The organism is Curtobacterium sp. VKM Ac-2865, assembly GCF_015350905.1.
GTDB lineage: Bacteria > Actinomycetota > Actinomycetes > Actinomycetales > Microbacteriaceae > Curtobacterium.
On record NZ_JADKRZ010000006.1, the window covers coordinates 117,295 to 138,919 of the forward strand.

Genomic DNA, 21,625 nt, shown 5'->3' on the forward strand with positions numbered 1-21,625 from the left:
CCCGCGCGCACGCGCACGCACGGGCCGGCGCGCACGGCCCGCACGCACGCACGCGCACGCACGCACCCGCGCGCGGGACCCCTACGGCGCGATGAAGCGTCCCGCCGCCTGGTCCTCGAGCGCGGACGCCTTCGCCAGGTAGTGCACCTTCTTGCCCGTGGCGTTGTACGGCAGCGCCGCGACGAACCGGTAGCGCCTGGGCCGCTTGTACCGCGCGAGGCCCGGGTGCGATCCGGTCCAGTCCTCCAGCGCCGAGGCCGCGGCGGTGTCGTCGTCCGGCAGGCCCCGCTCGGCGCGGACGACGTACGCCACGACGACCTCGCCCCAGCGCTCGTCGGGCACCCCGACCACGATCGAGTCGTCGACACCGGGGTGCTCCTGCAGCACGGCCTCGACCTGCACCGGGTGCACGTTCTCCCCGCCGGAGATGACCATGTCGTCCTTCCGCCCGACGATGGTCACGCGCTCGTGCTCGTCCCACGTCGCCAGGTCGCCCGGGTAGAACCAGCCGTTCGCGAACTTCTCGGCCTCGAGCCCCGGGTTCCGGTACGAGTAGCCGGACTTCACCGTGCGCACGGCGAACTCGCCGATCTCACTGCCGTCCTGCGGCACGGTGTCCGTCGGGTCTGCGAGCTTGTCGGCGTACACGCGCACCACGGCGACGTCGTCGTCCGTCGACGCCCGACCGGTCGAGCCCGCGCCGTCGGGGAAGTCCTCGGGGCGCAGGAACGTGTTCCAGAACGTCTCGGTCGTGCCGTAGCCGTTGAAGATCCGCGGGGACAGCAGCTCCTGGTAGCGGAGCGCAGCGGCCCGGTCGAGCGGGGCCCCCATCGTGACGATCCCGTGCAACGACGACAGGTCGCGGGGACGGCGTTCCTGGGCGTTCGCGAGCTGCACGAGGTTCGGCGGCGCACCGATGAGGAACGTCAGCTGTTCCGACTCGACGAGGTCGAGCACCCGGTCGGCGTCGAAGTGCCGGAGCGTGGTGAGTTCGGCGCCGACGTAGAACACCGGGTTCGGGCCGCCCGAGTACAGCCCCCCGCGGTGGAAGAGCGGCGACATGTTGAGCGTCTTGTCGAACGGGCTGAGCGGGAAGTGCATGATCACGTCGTGCGCGCTGAGCACCTCGACCAGGCTCGGCAGCGGCACGGGCTTCGGCCGTCCGGTGGTCCCCGACGTGTAGAGCCGGGTGGTCTCGTCGTAGGTGCTGCGCGGCTCGGTGTCCGCGAGCTCCGACGCGGTGACCGGCTCGGCCGCGAGCAGCTCGGCGAAGCCGTCGTGCTCTCCGCCCACGGTGACGACGTGGTCGGGGCGGTGCGAGGCGGATTCCAGCGCGGCGACGAGGTCGTCGTTCCGCACGGCGTCGTGGACGAGCACGACGGGGGCGGAGTCGTCGACGATGAAGGCGACCTCGTCCGGGGCCAGCCGGAAGTTGGTCGGTGAGAACACGGCCCCGATGCGGTGGCACGCCAGGTAGAGCATCGCGAACTCGGGGGAGTTGAACAGCTCGACCATGACGACCGATCCGCGGACCGCGCCGTGCCGGACGAGCCAGCCGCCGATCCGGTCGACGGCGTCACCGAGTTCCGCGTACGTCCACGACCGGTCGGTGTCGGGGTCGCGCAGGGCCGGCCGTGCGGCGAAGCGGTGCGTGTTCCGCTGGAAGCCGTTGACGTAGGTGTAGCTGCCCTCGAACACCTCGCGGAAGCGGGTCGAGTCGTAGTCGGATCGGGTCTCGGTCATCGTCGCTCCCTGGTTCGTGCGGCGCGCTGGGCGCACCGCATGCCAGCGTAATCGGGAGATGTGACGTCGGCTCGTGTGGCGCACTGCAGGCTGCGCACCCCGGCGACCGCACCGGTCGCGCAGACCGGTGCCGAGCCTCCTGTCCGTCCCTGACCCGCTCTGGAGGCTCGGCTCGGCTCAGCCGCGCAGGTCCGGTTCGAGCACACGCACCCAGAGCCACGTGGCCAGCGCCACGGCCACGCTCGCGCAGGCCACGACGGCCAGGGCGACGGGCGGGACGTGGGTGCCGGCAGAGCCGGAGTAGACGGCTGCGCCGAGTGCGACGCCGACGCCGGCGACGGCCGCGTACCGGGTCCGGGAGTGTGCCCAGAGGGCGCTGCCCGCCGAGCCCGCGACCGGCAGGAGGGTGGCGACGAGGGCACCGAGGCCGCCGACGCAGAGCGTGATGGCGAACTCGGACACGAGCGCCGTCCAGAACCCCGCGCCGGGTGTCAGGCTGTGGAGCACCCAGCCGACCGCCGCGAGGACGAGCAGGCCGACCGACCGCCAGGTCGCGCTGCGGGCGCAGGCGGCGATGCCGGCGCCGAGGCGTAGCGCTCCCGTGTCGGCGTCCGGACGACCCACCGGCACCAGGAGCACGCCGATGACGAGGGCGGGGGAGAGGTCGGCGGCGCGTGTGACACCGCAGGCGACGAGCGCGGCGAGGACCAGCCATGGCGAGACGCGCCAGCCGATCGTGTGTCGGTCGGCGCCGGCCGCCCACCGGGTGGTGAGGACCACGGCCGCCGTGAGCGCCGCGGTGCCGAGCAGGACGGCGATGGCGAGGCGGACGTAGCGGGCCTCGAGCGAGACCTCGACGGCGAGCAGGGTCAGGAAGCCGGCCAGCACCACGGCGATGCCGATCGAGGCCCAGGCGGGCAGGGCGTCGTCGCCGCGGGTGCGCTCGGTCCGGGGTCGGTTGCGGCCCGTGAACGAGGCGAGACGGAGCGACACGCGGCCACGGAGCGTCCTGGCGACGAGCCGTGCGGGGCCGGCGACGAGGAGGAGGAACCCCGCGGCGACGGCAGCGGCGACCGCGAGGGTGCGCCACGAGGCCGAGGACTGGATCGTGGGGACGGCACGGTCGAACGAGGTGGCGGTTGTCCAGTCGCCGGCGGGGCCGGACCAGTCGGTGCCTCGGCCGCTACCGGGTCCCGTGCCGCCGCCGGGACCCGCGGCGTCGCTGGGGCCGCTGCTGCTGCCGGTGCCGTCGTTCCCCGTGGCGCCGCCGCCGGTGCTGCTGCCGTCGTTGCCGTTGCCGTCGCCACTGCCGGTGCCGTTGCTGTTGCCGGTGCCCGGGCTGCCGGTGGAGCCGCCGTTCGAGGGCCCGTGGCCCTGCTGGCCCGAGCCGCCGGGCGTCGCGCCGTCCGCGGAGCCGGTCGTCCCCGTGGGCGTGGACCCGGGGACACCGGCGCTCGCGGCCGACAGCACCACCCGCACGGACGCTGACGGGGCCGAGTGGTTGCCCGCGGCGTCGTGCTGCAGCGCCGAGACGAGGTGGCGACCTGGCGAGAAGCGGGACCCGCTCGTGGAACACGACCACGACCGGTCGGCGGCGACGGTCGTCCCGCACACCGGGACGCGGTCGACGTACACCGTGAGCTCGGCGCCGGCCTCGCCGGTCCCGCGCACCGTCATCGGCTGCACGACGACGCGGGCACCGGCGACCGGGGACGTGACGCGGGGTGCGGCCGGCGGCGTGCGGTCGAACGTCACCGACACCGGCTGCGACGCGGCACTCCGCAGGTCGGACAGGTAGCCAGCCGCGGTGCTCGCCGTCTGGGTCGCCGTCATCGACACGGTGCCGCTCGGGCGGGGCGTGGCCCCGATCGCCCACGAGACCACCCAGCGGCCGTCGGACCCGACCGTCGCGGTGCGTTCGGCGCGCGAGCCGGACACGGTCACCGTGACCGTCATGCCCGCGTCGCCACTGCCGGAGACCGAGCCGGTGGTCGTCCCGCGGCTCGTGACGACCGGCGGGACGACGACGTCCGCGGCGGGCGCGTCGGCCGTGCGCCGGGTGGAGTCCGACGTGTCCTGCACGGTGAACACCTGCTGCGCGCCGCTGCGGACGGTGCCCGAGCAGGACCAGGCGCCGCGGGGGTCGGTCGTGGCGGTGCAGACGGAGGAACTCGTGACGCGGGGGTCGATCACCCGCACGGTGTCACCCGGCGTGGCCGTGCCGTGGAACGCCCCGGTGGCGCTGGTGATGTCGCCGGGGTCGGCGATCGTCGGGTCGGTCGGGGGGAGCCCGGTCGGCGGGGGCGACGTCGGTGCGCCGGGCCGTGCGGGTTCGGGGGACGGGGACGCGGTGGGGCGCAGGGCGGACAGGGCGTTCGTGTCCGGGTCCGGCACCGGGGTCGGGGCCGGAGCGGTGTCCGCGTCCGTGTCCGTGCTGTCGGCGCCGGCGCCGGTGCTGGTGCTGGCGCTGGTGCCGGTGGCCTGCGTGTCCGAGCCGGTGGTGCCCGCCGCGGCGACGGCCGGTGCGCCGCCGAGCACCAGGAGCGCGGCTGCGAGCACCGCTGCGGCGATCCCGGTCGCCGCCGTCCGGGCGCGTCGGGACGGGCCGTCACCCCTGACGGCCCTGGTGTCCACGTGGTCCCCGCGCGTGTTCATGTCCCCCCATCCCACGCGACGCAGGCCGATCGGTCAATCCACCTCGCGGGGGATCTGTGATTCCCGGCCGTGACGCGCCCCGTTCCACGGCCTCCGCCGAACGTCGGGTGTGCGGCACGCGGGAATCCTCCGTGAACCGCGGAACGAGCACGGAGCACGCGCGTGCCGTCGTTAGAATCGACGCTGGTCCGTCCGGCCGCGCAGCTGCTGCCGGTCCGGCCGTGGACAACCCGACGCGACAAGGAGCACTCCCGCATGGACACCGGACTCATCACGACCCTGATCGTCGTCGGCGTCGTGGTCGTGCTCCTCGTGGTCGTCGGGATCTACCTCTGGGTCACGTACAACTCCCTGGTCACGATGAAGGTCCGTGTCGACGAGGCCTGGAGCGACATCTCCGTGCAGCTCAAGCGCCGCGCCGACCTGATCCCGACGATCGTCAGCACCGTCAAGGGGTACGCGACGCACGAGAAGGCCGTGTTCGACGACGTCACGAAGGCCAGGGCCGAGACCCTGAGCGCGGGCGACGCCGACCAGGCCTCCGCGGCCGAGGGGCACATGCAGAAGGCCCTCAAGAGCGTGTTCGCCGTCGCCGAGGGGTACCCGCAGCTGCAGTCGAGCCAGAACTTCCTGCAGCTGCAGACCGAGCTCGTCGACACCGAGGACAAGATCCAGTCGGCCCGACGCTTCTACAACGGCGGCGTCCGCGAGCTGAACACCAAGATCAAGGTGTTCCCGAACTCCTCGTTCGCCAAGAGCCGTGGCTTCACCGAGGCCTCCTTCTTCGAGACGACCGAGCCCGCGGCGATCGCGGAACCGCCGCGCGTCCAGTTCTGACCCGGCGGCACGGCCCCCACGCATGTACAGCGCCATCGCGCGCAACAAGCGCAACACGGTCCTGATCGTCCTGGTCTTCCTGGCGATCATCGGGGCGCTCGGCTTCCTCGGCGGGTACCTCGCCGGCAACGTCTCGATCGGCTTCATCGTGCTGGTCGTGGCCCTCGGATACGCGGTCCTGCAGTACTTCACCGCCGCCCGGCAGGCCACGGCGATCGCCGGCGGCATCGAGATCGACCGCACGACGGAACCCCGGCTCTGGCGCACCGTGGAGAACCTCGCCATCGCGACGGGCATGCCGATGCCGCGCGTGTACGTCATCCGTGACCCGGCCCCGAACGCCTTCGCCACGGGCCGCGACCCCGAGCACGCCGTGGTGGCAGCGACCACCGGGCTGCTCGAGCTCATGGACGACCAAGAGCTCCAGGGCGTCATGGCGCACGAGCTCGGACACGTCCGGAACCACGACATCCGGGTGTCGACGATGGTCTTCGGGCTCGTCGTCGCCGTCGGGCTGATCGCCGACGTGCTCCTGCGCATCTCGCTCTTCAGCGGCCTGTCCGGCGGCCGGAACCGGAACAGCGACACCGGTGGCGGCACGAACCCGGTCCTGCTCGTCGCCGGACTCGCGGCCGTGGTCGTGGCGCCGATCGCGGCGATGGGCGTGCAGGCCGCGGTGTCCCGGCAGCGCGAGTACCTGGCCGACGCCACTGGCGCGCTCACCACTCGGCACCCGGAGGGCCTGGCCAGAGCGCTCGAGAAGCTCGGCGCGTACGGCCGCCCGACGCAGACGCAGAACTCCTCGATGGCGCACCTGTGGATCGCCGACCCGATGCGACCGGGCGTGATGGACCGGCTGTTCTCGACGCACCCGCCGCTGCCCGACCGCGTCGCCCGGCTGCGCGGGATCCAGGACCGCTTCTAGTCGACGGTGTCCCGGGCTGCCACAGCGTCGGCCTCGGCCTCGGGGTCGGTCGCGTCGGCGTCGTCGGCTGCCTCGTGCGGGACGAGCGGCACACCGAGCGCTCCCGCGACCCGGGCCGCCGCCGTGCCCCGGTCGGTGACCTCGACGCCGTCGAGCCCCTGCCACGCTGCCGCAGCACGCAGGGTCACGGCGAGGCGTTCGGCGTCGATCTGCGCCGTGTCCTGGTCCCAGGCGGTGCGCACCCGCAGCACGCCACGCTGCCGGTCGCTCTTGAGGTCGACCCGTCCCACGAGGGCGTCGTCCTGCAGCACCGGCAGCACGTAGTACCCGAAGACCCGCTTCGGCGCAGGTGTGTAGATCTCGATCCGGTAGTGGAAGTCGTACATCCGCTCGGCCCGGCGCCGGAACCACACGACCGGGTCGAACGGGCTCAGCACGGCGTCGGCCGACATCGTGCGGGGGACCCGGGCGTCAGCGTGCAGCCAGGCACGCTCCCGCCAGCCCTCGACCCGGACGGGCAGGAGCACACCGGCGTCCTGCAGGTCGGCGATCGCGGCCGCGGTGTCGTCCGAGCGCAGCCGGTAGTGGTCGGCGATGTCCGCCCGGGTGCCGACCCCGATCGCCCGGGTGGCCCGTGCGACGAGCTCGCGGATCGCGTCCGGGCGCGCGGGGGCGTCGTCGAGGAACCCGGCGGGGAGCACCTGGTCGGGCAGGGCGTACACGCGCTCGAAGCCGGTGCGACCGGCGCTGACGACGTCGCCCCACCGGAACATCTGCTCGAGCCCGGTCTTGACGTCGCTCCAGCCCCACCACGGGCCCCGGCGGACGTTGGCCTCGTGCTCGACGGCGCTGGCGGGCATCGGGCCCTCGGCGGCGAGCAGCGTGCGGAGTTCCTGCCGGACGGTGGCGGTGGACGCGACCCAGGCGGCACGGGTGGGACCGGCGTCGCGCTCCCGCATCGCGTCCATCTTCCACCGGAACAACCGCAGGTCGTCGCGCGGGACGAAGGCGGCCTCGTGCGCCCAGTACTCGACGTACGGCCCCCGCTTCGTGAAGGTCAGGCGGTCGAGTGCGCTGCGGTCGTAGGCACCGAGTCGAGCGAACAACGGCAGGTAGTGGCTGCGCTCGAAGACGTTCACGGAGTCGATCTGCAGCAGGCCGAGCCGACCGATCGTGGCGGTCAGGGAACGGGTGGTCGCGGGATCGGTCCTGGGCCGTCCGAAGCCCTGCGCCGCCAGGCTGACGCGACGTGCCTCGGCGGCGGAGAGCGTGGAACGGGCCATGCGATCGACCCTACTGAGCACCGCCGACGACGCCTGCCGGAACCCACATGTCGCATCTGGAACCCGACGGGCGGGCCGCGGATAGGATCGTCGGCATGGCTTGGGGCAAGAAGAACCGTGACGCACCCGCACCCGCACCCGTGGTCGTGACCCCGAGGACGCACCCCGACCCCGTGGTCGAGGACGCGGTGCCGACGAGTGTCCGCATCGCGGGTGCCTGGTCGTGGCGCGTGCTCGTCGTCGTCGGGGTGATCGCGCTCTTCATCTGGCTGATGACGATCTTCAGCGAGATCCTCATCCCCTTCCTGGTCGGCATCGTCATCTCGGCGCTCCTCGTCCCCATCTCGAACTGGCTGCAGCGGCACCACGTGCCGAAGTGGCTCGCGATCGTGATGAGCCTGCTGGGTGGCATCGCCGCTGTCGGCGCGCTCATCTGGCTCGTCGTCGACCAGGTCATCGCGTCGTACCCGTCCCTGCGTGACCGCACGGTGGACCAGTACGCGAACATCAAGGACCTCGTCCTGAACTCCGGCCTGGGCATTACGCAGGGCGACGTCAACGGCTGGCTCAACGACGGCACGAAGTGGCTGCAGGAGAACTCGGCGTCGATCCTGTCCGGGGTCGCGAGCGCCGGGTCGAGCGCCACGCACGCGTTCGAGGCGCTGTTCATCATCCTGTTCACGACGATCTTCCTGCTCATCGACGGCAAGAACGTCTGGCGCTGGACCGTCCGGCTGTTCCCGCGCAAGGCCCGTGCCGCGGTCGACGGCGCCGGTGTCGCCGGGTGGATCACCCTCACGAGCTTCATCCGCGTGCAGATCTTCGTCGCCTTCGTCGACGCGGTCGGCATCGGTGGTGGCGCCTTCATCGTCGGGCTGTTCTTCGGCGGCCTGCCGCTCGTCATCCCGATCGCCGCGTTCGTGTTCCTCGGGGCGTTCATCCCCGTCGTCGGCGCGATCGTCACCGGGTTCCTGGCGATCTTCGTCGCCCTCATCTTCAACGGGCCGGTCGCCGCGGTGCTCGTCCTCGCCGTCGTGCTCCTCGTGCAGCAGATCGAGGGCCACATCCTGCAGCCGCTCGTGATGGGCAACGCCGTCAAGGTGCACCCGCTCGCGGTCGTCCTCGGCGTCACCGCGGCCTCGGGCCTCGCGGGCATCGCCGGTGCGTTCTTCGCCGTCCCGCTCATCGCCACGCTGAACGCCATGGTCACCACCATCGCGAGCGGTCGCTGGCGTCGACTCGACTCCGACCACGTGCTCGAGGCCACCCCGAAGCGCGGCCAGCACGGACAGCTCCAGCTGATGCGCCGACGTCGCCACAAGGTCGGCGACGACGTGCCGGCCCCGGGCAGCGACAAGGCCCCGACTGCCGCTGAGGGCACGGCCAGCACCAACTAGCGCCACGGGTTTCGGCGAGGCCCCCGGACCGGCGATGATGGGACCGTGACCGACACCACTGCGCCGACGATCCCCACCCTGGACGACATCGAGAAGGCGCGCGAGACGATCGCGGGGGTCGCCCGGGTCACGCCGATGGAGACGTCGCAGTTCCTCGCCGAGGTCCTCGGCTCCCCGGTGCACCTGAAGTGCGAGAACCTGCAGCGCACCGGGGCGTACAAGCTCCGCGGTGCGTACAACCGGCTCTCGATGCTGACCGAGGAACAGCGCGCCGCGGGCGTCGTCGCCGCGAGTGCCGGCAACCACGCCCAGGGCGTCGCACTGGCAGCCCGGGAGCTCGGCATCCCGGCGACGATCTTCACGCCGGTCGGGGTGGCCCTGCCGAAGCTGCAGGCCACGCGCCACTACGGCGCCGAGGTCGTGCTCCGCGGCCACTCCGTCGAAGAGGCGCTGTCCGCCGCCAAGGACTTCGCCGCCCACACCGGGGCCGTCTTCATCCCGCCGTTCGACCACCCCGCCGTGATCGCCGGGCAGGGGACCCTGGGGCTCGAGATCGTCGACCAGGTCCCCGACGTCGACACCGTCGTGGTGCCGATCGGCGGCGGCGGGGTCATCTCCGGCATCGCCATCGCCGTGAAGGGCCTGGCAGAGCGCCTCGGCCGGACGATCCGCGTGATCGGCGTGCAGGCCGAGAACGCCGCCGCCTACCCGGACTCCCTCGACGCCGGCGAGCCCGTCACGATCACCACGACCCCGACGATCGCCGACGGCATCGCGGTCGCCCGCCCCGGCGACCTGAACTTCCCGATCATCCGCGACCTGGTCGACGAGATCGTCACCGTGTCCGACGACGACGTCGCCCGCGCGCTCCTGGTGCTGCTCGAGCGCGCCAAGCTCGTGGTCGAGGCCGCCGGTGCGGTCGGCGTCGCGGCGATCATGGCCGGCTCGGTGCGGGACACCGGCCGGACGGTGGTGCTGCTCAGCGGCGGCAACATCGACCCGCTCATGATGGAGCGGATCATCACGCGCGGCCTGGTCGCCGCGTCGCGCTACATCGGCATCCGGATCATGCTGCCGGACCGTCCGGGGCAGCTCGCCCGCGTGGCCCAGGTGATCTCCGACGCCGGCGCGAACGTGGTGGAGGTCCTGCACACCCGCCACGGCCAGGGACTCGTCATCAGCGAGGTCGCGCTCGACCTGTCGATCGAGGCCCGTGGCCCCGACCACGCCGAAGAGGTCATCCAGCGCCTCCACGAGGCGGGCTTCCGCCCGGAACAGCTCCTGCAGACCCCCTGACCGTCGCCGTGTGCCGGGGCCGGCCCCGGACATGACGGGAGGCCCGTGGCGATCCCGCCACGGGCCTCCCGTCATCGACGTGTCCGGGCTGACAGCCCGGCTGCGCGCTACGGCTCGTAGCGCTCGACCTTCGTCACCTCGACGGCGATCTCCTTGCCGTTCGGCGCCGTGTACGTGGCGGAGTCGCCGGCGCGCAGGCCGACGATGGCCGCGCCGACCGGGCTGACGGGGCTGTAGACGGTGAGGTCCGAGCCCTCGGCGACGATCTCGCGGCTGCCGACCAGGAAGGTCGAGGGGTCGCCGGCGATCGTGGCGGTGACGACGGTGCCCGGCTCCACGGTGCCGTCGAAGACGGCCTCGGTCACGGTGGCGGTCTTCAGCAGGTTCGTGAGGGTGCGGATGCGGGCCTCGATCTTGCCCTGCTCGTCCTTGGCGGCGTGGTAGCCGCCGTTCTCCTTGAGGTCGCCCTCTTCGCGAGCGGCCTCGATGCGGCGCGCGATCTCGGCACGGCCCTCGCCGCTCAGCTCCTCGAGCTCGTTCTTGAGGCGGTCGTGTGCCTCTTGTGTGAGCCAGGTGGCCTGCGTGTCGTTGCTCATGTCGTCAGTCCCTTCGACCATGAAGAACGAGACCGACCGGAGCGGTCGGTCTCGTCAGGCGAATCTGGGCAGTCTAGGGAACCCAGCAGGTGTGGATCAAGCCGGTCACGCCGCGTGTCGTGGTGTTGACGTCGGTCGTGATCGTCCGTGAACGCTCGGTCGTCGGGGGCAGCGTCACGGTCTTCCAGCCGACGATCGTGTACGACTTGTCGAGCACCTGCACCGTGCACTCCGCACGGGTCCCGGGGTCGACCGACACCTGCGAGTGGACGACGGCCTCGTGCGAGGAGAGGATCTGGTAGCCGACGTCGTCGGAGTCGAGCCCGTGCGAGGTCTGTCCGGGGCCGGCCCAGATCACCCAGGCGCCGAACACGACGACGATCGCGGCCGCAGCGGCGATGGCGATCGTCCTGGTGCGACGCGACCGGCCGGCGGTGCGACCGTAGCGGTCGTCGAGGGTGGCCGTGGTGCTCGGGTTCAGCTGTTCGGACAGTTCGGGGCTCCCGGGGTGATTATCCTGATCCCAGGGTAGTTCACGCCTGCCGTGCGCCACCTCCGATCCCGACCCCACCCGTGAGGACCCACCCGTGCCACATCGTCTGATGGCCGTCCACGCCCATCCCGATGACGAGTCCAGCAAGGGAGCCGGCACCTCGGCGAGGTACGTCGCCGAGGGCAACGAGGTGCTCGTCGTCTCCTGCACCGGTGGCGAGGCCGGGGACATCCTCAACGAGGACCTGCCCGAGCCCGCGCTGAGCCGCGCGCACCGGGACATGGCGGGGTTCCGCCGGGGGGAGATGGCCGCGGCGCAGGCAGCGCTCGGCATCGAGCACGTCTGGCTCGGCTACCACGACTCCGGGCTGCCCGACGCCGAGAAGGGCGAGACCGTGCGCCCCGGCACGTTCGCCACGGTGCCGCTGGAGTACTCGACCGAGGCCCTGGTCCGCGTCGTCCGTCGCTTCCGCCCGCACGTGCTCGTCACCTACGACGAGAACGGCGGCTACCCGCACCCGGACCACATCCGCACGCACGAGGTCTCGATGGCCGCCTGGCGCGACGCCGCCGACCCGGCGAAGTACCCCGACGCCGGTGCGCCGTGGGCGGTCTCGAAGCTCTACTACGAGCGCACCATGAACCCGCGTCGCTTCACCGCGTTCTACGAAGCCATCAAGGAACGCGAACCCGACAGCCCTCTCGTCGAGCAGCTCGGGGAGTGGGTGCAGCGGTTCGCGGACCGGCCCGACCTGGCGACGAGCCACGTCGACGTGCACGAGTACTTCGACGCCCGCGACGCCGCCCTGCGGGCCCACGCGAGCCAGGTGCCGCCGAACAGCCCCTTCTTCTACTGGCCGAACGACCTCCTCGCGACGGTGTGGCCGACCGAGGACTACCAGCTCATCGAGGCCCGCGTGCCCACCGAGCTGCCCGAGTCCGACCTCTTCGCGGGGATCCCAGCCGAACAGGACGTCACCGCGTGACCAGCATCGCAGCAGTGCTCGCTGCCACCCCGAGCCCCAGCCCCACCTCGGCGGTCCCCGACGTGGACGTCACCCCGGGCGTCGCCGGGTTCATCGCGATCGCGGTCGTCGCCGTCGTGACGATCCTGCTGCTCGTCGACATGACGCGGCGCATCCGTCGCACCCGCTACCGCGCCGAGATCCGGGAGCGCTTCGAGGCCGAGGCCCGGAACGGCGGCCCGCTCACGGACGAGCCGGCGCGGCGCGCCGACGAGGACGGCCGCACCGACGTCGGGGACGACACCGAGCGCGGCTGACGCACCACCTGATGGACGGGAGGCTCGTGGCGACCCCGCCACGAGCCTCCAGTCCGTCCCGCCGTCAGCGGACCGGGTGCAGCGCCACCAGGAGGATGCCCGCCCACTGCGCCGCGAAGGCCACGACGGTCAGGGCGTGGAAGACCTCGTGGAACCCGAAGAACGCGGGCGAGGGGTTCGGCCGCTTGAACCCGTAGACGACGGCGCCGAGGACGTAGGCGAGCCCGCCGGCCAGCACGAGCACGGTCATCGGGGCGCTCGCGGCGAAGAGCTGCGGCAGGATCCCGAGCGCCGCGCACCCGAGCGCCAGGTAGAGCGGTACGTACAGCCACCGCGGCGCTCCGATCCAGAAGACGCGGAACGCGATGCCGAGCAGGGCACCGCCCCACATCACCCAGAGCACCACGACCATCAGCGTGTGGGGCAGGGCGCACACCGCGACGGGCGTGTACGTCCCTGCGATGAGCAGGAAGATGTTCGTGTGGTCGATCCGCTTGAGGACCCGTTTGACGACCGGGCTCCAGGGGAAGCGGTGGTAGGTCGCGGAGACGCCGAACATGATGAGCGACGTGGCCGCGAACACCGTGGTGCCGGCCTTCGCCGCGGGGGTCGCCGCGAGGGTCACGAGGACGATCCCCATCGCCAGGGCGAACGGGAACGTGCCGAGGTGGATCCAGCCGCGCCAGGCCGGTCGCTCGTCGGCTGCGGTGGCGGCTTCCTCGGTGAAGGGGACGTGGGGGATGGTGTCGGTGTCCCGGTCCTGGTGCATGCTCCGACGATATCGCCGCGTCACCACACCACCGGCTGGGAGTCGGTGCCGAGCACGGGTGCACTACGCTCGTCGCGTGACGGGCAGGCTGGGTTGGGCGGGACGCGGGATCCTCTACCGCGCCTACCAGAAGCGCATCCGGAAGCAGATCGACGGAGCGCCGACGCCGAAGCACGTCGCCATGATCGTCGACGGGAACCGACGCTGGGCGAAGCAGCTCGGCCTGGAGACCGCCGCGCACGGCCACCGCGCCGGCGCCGCGAAGATCCCCGAGTTCCTGTCGTGGTGTGACGACCTCGACGTGCAGGTCGTCACGCTCTACCTGCTGTCCGCGGACAACCTCAAGGGCCGCGGCGGCGACGAGCTCGAGCAGCTCATCGGCATCATCGCCGACCTGGCCGACCGGCTGGCCGACCACAAGCAGTGGCGTGTGCAGCACGTCGGCTCGAACGACGGGCTGCCGGACGGGCTCGTCACGACGCTCGCGAACGCGGCGGCCCGGAGCGCCGGGCACACCGGGCTGCACATCAACCTGGCGGTCGGGTACGGCGGGCGGCGGGAGATCGCCGACGCCATGCGGAGCATCGTCCGGGCGCACGGCGAGGGCGGTGGCACGCTCGACACCCTGGCCGAGGTCCTGACGCCCGAGCTCATCGGCGACCACCTGTACACGCAGGGGCAGCCGGACCCCGACCTGATGATCCGGACCTCGGGCGAGCAGCGGCTGTCGGACTTCATGCTCTGGCAGAGCGCACACAGCGAGTTCTACTTCGTCGAGGCCTTCTACCCGGACCTCCGCGAGGTCGACTTCCTGCGCGCCGTCCGCGACTTCGGACTCCGGTCACGGCGGTTCGGCGGCTGAGTCCGACGGCTGCTGCGCGGGCTCGGCGTCGACGGTTCAACCGTTGAACCACTGCGTCGAACGGCTGAGCCAGGGCTGCGCATTCGCGACCGCCGAGTCGTCCCAGTAGTCTCTCAGGGTTCTGTTGCTGTGAAAGGTGCACCCCGTGACCACGATCGACGAGTACGCCGCCGGCTTCGCCGAGGAGCCCGGCTACCTCGACCACGCCGCCTTCGGCCCGGTGCAGACCGCCGTGCTCGAGGAGCAGCGGGTCCTCGGCACCATCCAGGCGCACATGCGCTTCGGCGCGATGGAGACCCTCGACGAGCAGGACGCCCGCGTCCGTGCCGTCGCCGCACGGCTGGTCGGCCGCCGCGAGGACCAGGTCGTGTCCCAGTCCGCCACGACCCCCGGCCTGCTGCACACCGCCTTCGGCATCGCCGGCGGGGTCCTCGTCGCCGCGGACGAGTACCCGTCGATGCCCCTCGCCCTGGCCAGCGCCGCGTCAGCCACCGGCGGGCGCGTCCGCCCGGTCGTCATCGAGTCCGGTGCCGGCTGGGTCACGCCGGCACTCGTCGCGGACCGGCTCGCCGACGCGCAGGACGAGGTCACCGCCGTGGCCGTGTCCCTGGTGGACTGGCGCACCGGCTACCGCACCGACCTCGCTGGCCTCCGCGAGGTCATCGGCGACCGGCTGCTCATCGTCGACGCGATCCAGGGTTTCGGCGTCGTGGACGCCCCCTACGAGCTCGCGGACGTCGTCGCCACCGGCGGCCAGAAGTGGCTGCACGCCGGGTGGGGCACGGGCTTCACGGCCTTCAGCGACCGGGCGCTCGAGCGACTCCAGCCCGCGCTCTCCGGCCCGCACGGCACGACGGGGTGGCCCCTCGAGGTGCCGTCCGTCCGTCCGGGGGCCGCTGGCTTCACCATGAGCCGGATCGACCCGGTGGCGCAGGCCCGCATGGCCGTCTCGCTGGAGCGGCTCACCGCCGTCGGTGTCGCCGCCGTGCAGGAGCGCATCGCCGACCGGGTGGAGCGCGTCTTCGACATCGCCGACGAGTTCGGGCTCGAGGTCGAGTCCAGCCGTGACCCGGCCGAGCGCGCGGGCATCGTGGTGCTGCGCCCGGCCGAGGGCCGCGTCACCGCGCTGTCGGCGGCGCTGCACAACCACGGCGTCACCGTGAGCGCACGACTCGGCACCGTGCGGGTCTCGGTGTTCGCGTCGACCACCGACGAGACGCTCGACATGTTCGGGGACGCCTGCATCTCCTACGCCACGGCGTTCTGACAGCCGGAGCGCGCACCCAGGGGCTGTTCACGCGACCGTAACCGAGGGATCCGCGTGTCGATATCGACGTGGACAGGGGCTCGACGTAACGTCAGCGCCATCGGGCACCGAGCCCGATCGAAGCGGCCACAGTCGGTGCTTCGAGACCCGCTCCGTGGCCGCGTGAGGACAAGGACCGGGTCGTTCGCGGCCCGGGGATGGAGTGGTCGTGACCTCTCAGAACGTCTCCCGCGGAACCTCGTCAGCAGCGTCGACCTCGGCTTCGGCCGACCGGTCGACCGGCACCGCCCAGCGCACCTACGTGCTGGACACCTCGGTGCTGCTGAGTGATCCGCGAGCCCTGTTCCGCTTCGACGAGCACGCGGTGGTGCTGCCCGTCGTGGTCGTCAGCGAGCTCGAGTCGAAGCGCAACGACCCGGAGATCGGCTACTTCGCCCGCCAGGCCCTCCGGATCCTCGACGAGCTCCGGGTCGAGCACGAGCGGCTCGACTTCCCGGTCGCGGTCGGCGACGGCGGCTCGCTCCGCGTCGAGCTGAACCACTCGAACCAGTCGGTGCTGCCGTCCGGACTGCAGCTCGGCGACAACGACTCCCGCATCCTGGCGGTCGCGATGAACCTGGCGAACGACGGCCTCGACGTGGTCGTCGTGTCGAAGGACCTCCCGCTCCGCGTCAAGGCCGCCTCGGTCGGGCTGGCCGCCCAGGAGTACCGCGCCGAACTCGCCGTCGACTCCGGGTACACGGGCATCACCGACCTGCAGGTCTCGGGGAGCGAGATGACCCACCTCTACGAGCAGGAGGAGATCACCTCCGCCGCGCTCGAGGGCGTCCCCGTCAACACCGGCGTCGTGATCCACTCCGAGCGCGGATCGGCCCTGGGCCGCGTGCACACCCCGGGTGCCGTCGCCCTGGTCCGTGGCGACCGCGAGGTCTTCGGCCTCCGCGGACGATCTGCCGAGCAGCGCCTGGCCATCGACGCCCTGCTCGACCCGGAGATCGGCATCGTCTCGCTCGGCGGCAGCGCGGGCACGGGCAAGTCGGCCCTGGCCCTGTGCGCCGGGCTCGAAGCCGTGCTCGAACGGCAGCAGCACAAGAAGATCATGGTGTTCCGCCCGCTCTACGCCGTCGGTGGGCAGGAGCTCGGCTTCCTGCCCGGCGACGCCAACGAGAAGATGAACCCGTGGGCGCAGGCCGTCTACGACACCCTCGGTGCGCTGGTCTCCGACAACGTGCTGGACGAGGTCGTCGAGCGCGGCATGCTCGAGGTGCTCCCGCTGACGCACATCCGTGGCCGCTCGCTACACGACGCCTTCGTGATCGTCGACGAGGCACAGTCGCTCGAGCGCAACGTGCTCCTGACCATGCTGTCCCGCATCGGGCAGAACTCGCGGGTGGTCCTGACCCACGACGTCGCCCAGCGCGACAACCTGCGGGTCGGCCGGCATGACGGAGTCGCCTCGGTGATCGAGCGGCTCAAGGGGCACCCGCTGTTCGCGCACGTCACGCTGACGCGGTCCGAGCGCTCGGCGATCGCGGCGCTCGTGACGGAGATGCTGGACTCACCGGACCTGGTCTAGTCGCGTCGGGTTCCGCGGGCCCGGTCCGGTCGGACCACCTGACGGACGGGAGGCTCGGTGCCAGCTGGCACCGGGCCTCCCGTCCGTCGTGTGGTCGCGCGGGTGCGCTCAGTTCGGGTGGGTCATGCGGAGGACGTCGAGGGCCTCGTCCAGCTGGGCCTCGGTCACCTCGCCACGTTCGACGTGGCCGAGGGCCACGACCGCTTCTCGGACGGTGACGCCCTCGGCGACGGCGTACTTCGCGACCTTCGCGGCGGCCTCGTAGCCGATGGCCCGGTTCAGGGGCGTCACGATGGACGGCGACGACTCCGCGAAGGCCCGGGCCCGCGCCAGGTCGGCCTGCAGGCCGTCGATGGTCTTGTCCGCCAGGACCCGCGAGCTGTTCGCCAGCAGCCGGATCGACTCGAGCAGTGCCGTGCCCATCACGGGGATGGCGACGTTGAGCTCGAACGCGCCGGAGGCCCCCGCCCAGGAGATCGTGGCGTCGTTGCCGATCACCCGTGCCGCGACCATCAGGGTGGCCTCGGGGATCACCGGGTTGACCTTGCCGGGCATGATCGAGGACCCGGGCTGCAGGTCGGGGATGTGCAGCTCGCCGAGCCCGGTGTTCGGGCCGGAGCCCATCCAGCGCAGGTCGTTGTTGATCTTCGTCAGGCTGACCGCCAGCACCTTGAGCGCGCCGGAGGCCTCGACGAGGGCGTCACGCGCACCCTGGGCCTCGAAGTGGTCGAGTGCCTCGGTGATCGGCAGGCCGGTGTCCTCGGCGAGCTGCGCGATGACCTGCTGCGGGAAGCCCTTCGGGGTGTTGATGCCCGTGCCGACGGCGGTGCCGCCCAGGGGGACCTCGGCGACCCGGGGGAGCGTGGCGTTCACGCGCTCGATGCCGAGCCGGATCTGGCGTGCGTACCCGCCGAACTCCTGCCCGAGGGTGACCGGGGTGGCGTCCATCAGGTGCGTGCGCCCGGACTTCACTGCGTCGGCCCACTCGGCGGCCTTGCGCTCGAGCGACTCGGCGAGGTGCTCGAGTGCCGGCACCAGGGACCGGATCAGCGCGTCGGTGACGGCGACGTGGACCGAGGTCGGGAAGACGTCGTTCGAGGACTGCGAGGCGTTGACGTGGTCGTTCGGGTGGACGGCGTCGCCGGCGATGTCGGAGGCGAGGGTCGCGAGGACCTCGTTCATGTTCATGTTCGACGACGTGCCGCTGCCGGTCTGGTAGACGTCGACGGGGAACTGGTCGTGGTGCTGGCCGGCGATGATCGTGTCGGCGGCCTGCTGGATCGCGACGGCCACGCTGCCGTCGATGATGCCGAGCTGCCCGTTCACGATGGCTGCCGCGCGCTTGATCCGGGCGAGGGCCACGATCTGCGCGGGCTCGAGGCCGGTGCCGGAGATCGGGAAGTTCTCGACGGCGCGCTGCGTCTGCGCCCGGTAGAGGGCTGAGGCCGGCACGCGGACCTCGCCCATGGTGTCGTGTTCGATCCGGTAGTCGCCGGTGGTGTCGGGCGTCGTCGCGGTCGTGTTCGTCGCGGTGGTGTCGGTCACGTCGTCGTGGTCCTTCCTGGTGGTGCTGCCGGACGCGGTCACGTCCGGGAGGTGCTGCCGGTCGGGGTCGCCGTCCGGCACGTGCTGCCGGTCGGGTGCGCCGTCCGGGAGGTCGTGGCGCTGCACGCCGGTGCTGCGGGGCTGGACGTCAGGCGTCGCCCACGACGGTGTCGATCGTGACCTCGCCCGTGGCGAGGTCGTAGGTCGCGCCGACCACGGCCAACCTACCCTCGGCGATGGCGTCCGACACGGCCCCGGAGCGCTCGAGCACGGCGCGCAGCGTGGCCTCGAGGTGTGCGGCGCCGATGGCTTCCTGCGGGATGTCGGCGTCGGTGGCACGGACACGCTCGACGCTCGGGGCGATGGCGTCGACGAGGGCCTGCAGGTGCGGGGCCGGCACGGGTTCACCGGACCGGGCCGCGGCGACGGCACCGCACCTGGTGTGGCGGAGCACGACGACGAGCGGCGTGCCGAGTGCGACGACGGCGAACTCGATCGAGCCGAGGACGACGTCGTCGACGATCTGCCCGGCGTTGCGGATGGCGAAGACGTCACCGATGCCCGCGTCGAAGACGTGCTCGAACGGCACGCGGGAGTCGGAGCAGCCGAGGACCGTCGCGAACGGCGCCTGGGAGCCCTCGAGCTCGGTGCGGCGCTGCGGGTCGATGCGGCCGGTGCGGCGCTTGTCGGAGGCGAACCGGGCGTTGCCCTCCACGAGCAGACGGAGGGCTTCGACGGGGGTGGACGCGGCGCGGTCGGTCATGGGGTTCGGCTCCTCGGTGCTGCTGCGGGGGGTCGGGCTGGTTCTGCGGTCGGGGTGGTGCTGGCTACGGAGCGAGCTGTTTCGCCACGGCGCTCGCGACGGTCCGGAACGACGCGTCGTTCGCGGTCCCCACGAGCACGATGGTGTCCGAGCCGAAGGTACCGACGAGCGAGTACGCCTGGTTGCCGGCGTCCTGGCCTTCGTCGCGGCGGTCGTACACGGTCCACTTCGTGCCGCCGATCGAGCGGGTGCCGGTGGCGCGGTGCTGGCCGAGCTGGTTCGCGACCCAGGTCGGGTTGGCGCGGATGCCCTGCTGCAGGCCGATGTACTGCTTGTCGGGCGTCAGGAAGCCCACGGTCCAGATGTCGACCCCGTCAGCGGTCTTGTCCGTGTAGTCGGCACGGTTCGACGACCAGCTCTCCGGCAGCGCCGGCGCGGCGAGGGTCACGCCGGGGACGTCCGCCTGGGCGGCGACCTGACGGTAGTCGACGTCGCGGTCCACGGTGCTGTCGGGTCGTGCGACCACGGCGACGAGGAACAGCACGATGCCGAGCGAGGCGATGAGCGCGAGCACGAGGTTGAAGGCGGTCTGGTGCTCCTTGCGGGAGCGACGCGCGGTGTCCTTGCGGAGCCAGGTCTCCTCGGGCGTCTCGGGGCGGCCGAGCTCGGCGACGATCGGGCGGCCGGTGTCCGGGTCGCTCATCGGTCGGCGTCCCCGGACTCGGAGGCGGCACGGGCTGCGTCGAGCCGGGCGCGGGCACCGACGAGCCATTCCTCGCACCGGGCGGCGAGGGCTTCGCCGCGTTCCCACAGCGTGAGCGAGCGCTCGAGCGTGGCGGACCCCTGCTCGAGTTCACCGACCACGCGCACGAGTTCGTCGCGGGCGGCTTCGTACGTCAGGGACCGGACGTCGGACTGCTCGGCTGCTGCGGACTGCTCCTCGGTTGACACGTCTCGATCCTACCGAGGGTCCACCGACGCCACCGTGACCGGGCTGCGCCTGTGGAGAACGTCGTCGGGCGTCGTCACGCTGCTCAGCCCTCGCCGTCCGGACCGGGTCCCTCGGCGGTCAGCGCGCCGGTCGCGGTGCCGGCGCCGAGCGTGACGCGGACGTCCGCGGTGCCGTCGAGGTCCGATGCCGCCCGCACGACCGCGCCGTCACCGGTCTGGACGATGGCGTAGCCGCGGCGCAGGGTGTCGCGGGGGGAGAGCGCCCGCAGGCGTCCGGTGAGGTGGCCGACGTCGGCGTGGGAGCGCTCGAGGCGTCGGTCGAGCAGCTCGCGTGCCCGGGAGAGGTCGCGCGCCACCTCTTCCGCTCGGGTGTCGACGAGCCAGGCGGTGGACGCGAGTGCCGGACGCGAGCGCAGGGCGGCGATCCGGTCGGCCTCCACCGACAGGGTGTGCGAGAGCCGGAGCCCGATCCGGGCACGGGCCTGCCGGACGTTGGCGAGTTCCTCCGCGACGTCGGGGACCACGCGCTTGGCGGCGTCCGTCGGGGTGGAGGCGCGGAGGTCGGCGACCTCGTCGAGGATGGGCCGGTCGGCCTCGTGTCCGATGGCCGACACGATCGGCGTGGTGGCCGCGGCGGCTGCCCGGACGAGCCCCTCGTCGCTGAAGCCGAGCAGGTTCTGGAAGTCGCCACCACCGCGGGCGATGATGATGACGTCGACCTCGGGGTCGGCGTCGAGCTCCTGGATCGCCGCGGTGACCTCGCCCACGGTGCGGTCGCCCTGCACCGCGGTGTGGACGGTCCGGAACTCGACGTGCGGCCACCGGAGCTGGGCGTTCCGCTTGACGTCCTTCTCGGCGTCGGAGTCCTTCCCCGTGATCAGGCCGATGCGGTGTGGGAGGAACGGCAGACGTCGCTTGCGTGCGACGTCGAACAGGCCTTCCTCGGCCAGGGTCCTGCGGAGTCGTTCGAGTCGTTCGAGCAGGTCACCGAGCCCGACGTGCTTCATCTCGACGACCTGCATCGTCAGGGAGCCGCCCTTGACCCAGTAGTTCGGCTTGACCGCCGCGACCACCCTGGCTCCCTGCTTCAGGTCGGCGGGCACGCGGGAGCGGACGCTCGACCAGATCGAGAACGACACGGTGGCGTCGACCTCGAGGTCCTTGAGCTTGCCGTAGACGTTGCCGCCGGCGACGTTCCACTGAGTGATCTCGCCTTCGATCCAGGCGGTGCCGAGCCGGTCGATCCAGTCCCGGAGCTTCGCGCCGAGCAGCGCGACCGGCCACGGGTTGTCGGCCGTCGGTGGGCCCTGTTCGATCGCCATCGTGCTCCTCCTGCTGGTGCGGTCCCATGGTGCCGGAGACCGCCGACGACCGGGCCGTCGACGA

At 72.1% G+C, this 21,625-nt stretch carries 20 protein-coding genes; 9 read left to right on the forward strand and 11 right to left on the reverse strand.

The window, feature by feature from the left end:
* Window positions 1–81: 81 nt before the first annotated feature.
* Together ITJ54_RS14775 and ITJ54_RS14780 are read right to left on the reverse strand one after the other, a co-directional pair.
* Window positions 82–1,743 carry a class I adenylate-forming enzyme family protein gene (locus ITJ54_RS14775; protein ID WP_194629558.1) on the reverse strand — a complete coding sequence of 554 codons (1,662 nt, stop codon included), beginning with the start codon at window positions 1,741–1,743 and terminating at the stop codon, window positions 82–84.
* Between the two features lie 177 nt (window positions 1,744–1,920).
* Complete coding sequence (locus ITJ54_RS14780; RefSeq protein WP_194629560.1) at window positions 1,921–4,398, reverse strand: hypothetical protein; 2,478 nt, start codon at window positions 4,396–4,398, stop codon at window positions 1,921–1,923.
* A gap of 255 nt (window positions 4,399–4,653) precedes the next feature.
* Between ITJ54_RS14780 and ITJ54_RS14785 the strand changes: the two genes are divergently transcribed.
* Window positions 4,654–5,235, forward strand: coding sequence for a LemA family protein (locus ITJ54_RS14785; protein ID WP_194629562.1), 582 nt, complete (start codon window positions 4,654–4,656; stop codon window positions 5,233–5,235).
* Between the two features lie 22 nt (window positions 5,236–5,257).
* A complete protein-coding gene (locus ITJ54_RS14790; protein WP_194629564.1) occupies window positions 5,258–6,160 on the forward strand; it encodes a M48 family metalloprotease in 903 nt (300 codons plus the stop codon).
* Here the strand turns inward: ITJ54_RS14790 and ITJ54_RS14795 are convergent.
* Window positions 6,157–7,443 (reverse strand): winged helix-turn-helix domain-containing protein, encoded by a 1,287-nt coding sequence (locus ITJ54_RS14795; protein WP_194629566.1) that lies wholly within the window; start codon window positions 7,441–7,443, stop codon window positions 6,157–6,159. The two genes, ITJ54_RS14790 and ITJ54_RS14795, sit on opposite strands and share 4 nt — an antisense overlap.
* A 95-nt stretch (window positions 7,444–7,538) precedes the next feature.
* On the opposite strand from ITJ54_RS14795, the gene ITJ54_RS14800 reads away from it, so the two are divergent.
* Both ITJ54_RS14800 and ilvA read left to right on the forward strand, forming a co-directional pair.
* Complete coding sequence (locus ITJ54_RS14800; RefSeq protein WP_228509484.1) at window positions 7,539–8,840, forward strand: AI-2E family transporter; 1,302 nt, start codon at window positions 7,539–7,541, stop codon at window positions 8,838–8,840.
* Window positions 8,841–8,885: 45 nt separating this feature from the next.
* A complete protein-coding gene (gene ilvA / locus ITJ54_RS14805) occupies window positions 8,886–10,136 on the forward strand; it encodes a threonine ammonia-lyase (RefSeq protein WP_194629568.1) in 1,251 nt (416 codons plus the stop codon).
* A gap of 107 nt (window positions 10,137–10,243) precedes the next feature.
* On the opposite strand, the gene greA is transcribed toward ilvA, so the two are convergent.
* Together greA and ITJ54_RS14815 are read right to left on the reverse strand one after the other, a co-directional pair.
* Complete coding sequence (gene greA, locus ITJ54_RS14810) at window positions 10,244–10,732, reverse strand: transcription elongation factor GreA (protein WP_194629570.1); 489 nt, start codon at window positions 10,730–10,732, stop codon at window positions 10,244–10,246.
* Window positions 10,733–10,805: 73 nt separating this feature from the next.
* Window positions 10,806–11,285 carry a DUF4307 domain-containing protein gene (locus tag ITJ54_RS14815; protein ID WP_194629572.1) on the reverse strand — a complete coding sequence of 160 codons (480 nt, stop codon included), beginning with the start codon at window positions 11,283–11,285 and terminating at the stop codon, window positions 10,806–10,808.
* Window positions 11,286–11,319: 34 nt separating this feature from the next.
* Here ITJ54_RS14815 and mca point away from each other — a divergent pair, with 34 nt between their 5' ends.
* Window positions 11,320–12,210 (forward strand): mycothiol conjugate amidase Mca, encoded by an 891-nt coding sequence (gene mca / locus ITJ54_RS14820; RefSeq protein ID WP_323741745.1) that lies wholly within the window; start codon window positions 11,320–11,322, stop codon window positions 12,208–12,210.
* Window positions 12,207–12,506, forward strand: a complete 300-nt coding sequence (locus tag ITJ54_RS14825) for a hypothetical protein (protein ID WP_194629574.1) — start codon at window positions 12,207–12,209, stop codon at window positions 12,504–12,506. Before mca ends, ITJ54_RS14825 begins: the two co-directional genes overlap by 4 nt.
* 64 nt (window positions 12,507–12,570) lie before the next feature.
* Here ITJ54_RS14825 and trhA read toward each other — a convergent pair whose 3' ends face one another.
* Window positions 12,571–13,275, reverse strand: coding sequence for a PAQR family membrane homeostasis protein TrhA (gene trhA, locus ITJ54_RS14830; protein WP_194629576.1), 705 nt, complete (start codon window positions 13,273–13,275; stop codon window positions 12,571–12,573).
* Window positions 13,276–13,351: 76 nt separating this feature from the next.
* On the opposite strand from trhA, the gene ITJ54_RS14835 reads away from it, so the two are divergent.
* The 3 genes from ITJ54_RS14835 (at window position 13,352) to ITJ54_RS14845 (ending at window position 16,980) form a co-directional block, all read left to right on the forward strand.
* A complete protein-coding gene (locus ITJ54_RS14835) occupies window positions 13,352–14,137 on the forward strand; it encodes an isoprenyl transferase (RefSeq protein ID WP_323741746.1) in 786 nt (261 codons plus the stop codon).
* Window positions 14,138–14,282: 145 nt separating this feature from the next.
* Window positions 14,283–15,404 (forward strand): aminotransferase class V-fold PLP-dependent enzyme, encoded by a 1,122-nt coding sequence (locus tag ITJ54_RS14840; RefSeq protein ID WP_194629579.1) that lies wholly within the window; start codon window positions 14,283–14,285, stop codon window positions 15,402–15,404.
* A 202-nt stretch (window positions 15,405–15,606) separates the two neighbouring features.
* Window positions 15,607–16,980, forward strand: coding sequence for a PhoH family protein (locus ITJ54_RS14845; RefSeq protein ID WP_323741747.1), 1,374 nt, complete (start codon window positions 15,607–15,609; stop codon window positions 16,978–16,980).
* 108 nt (window positions 16,981–17,088) lie between these two features.
* Here the strand turns inward: ITJ54_RS14845 and ITJ54_RS14850 are convergent, their stop codons facing one another.
* The 5 genes from ITJ54_RS14850 to xseA all read right to left on the reverse strand — a co-directional run bounded on the left by ITJ54_RS14850 (window position 17,089) and on the right by xseA (window position 21,561).
* Window positions 17,089–18,525, reverse strand: a complete 1,437-nt coding sequence (locus tag ITJ54_RS14850; RefSeq protein ID WP_194629878.1) for a class II fumarate hydratase — start codon at window positions 18,523–18,525, stop codon at window positions 17,089–17,091.
* Window positions 18,526–18,673: 148 nt separating this feature from the next.
* Window positions 18,674–19,288, reverse strand: coding sequence for a carbonic anhydrase (locus tag ITJ54_RS14855; RefSeq protein WP_194629580.1), 615 nt, complete (start codon window positions 19,286–19,288; stop codon window positions 18,674–18,676).
* A 64-nt stretch (window positions 19,289–19,352) separates the two neighbouring features.
* Complete coding sequence (locus tag ITJ54_RS14860; protein ID WP_194629581.1) at window positions 19,353–19,991, reverse strand: DUF4245 domain-containing protein; 639 nt, start codon at window positions 19,989–19,991, stop codon at window positions 19,353–19,355.
* Window positions 19,988–20,239, reverse strand: a complete 252-nt coding sequence (locus tag ITJ54_RS14865) for an exodeoxyribonuclease VII small subunit (protein ID WP_194629582.1) — start codon at window positions 20,237–20,239, stop codon at window positions 19,988–19,990. The genes ITJ54_RS14860 and ITJ54_RS14865 overlap by 4 nt, the downstream gene beginning before the upstream one ends.
* Before the next feature lie 83 nt (window positions 20,240–20,322).
* Window positions 20,323–21,561, reverse strand: a complete 1,239-nt coding sequence (gene xseA / locus ITJ54_RS14870) for an exodeoxyribonuclease VII large subunit (RefSeq protein ID WP_194629583.1) — start codon at window positions 21,559–21,561, stop codon at window positions 20,323–20,325.
* Window positions 21,562–21,625: the final 64 nt, after the last annotated feature.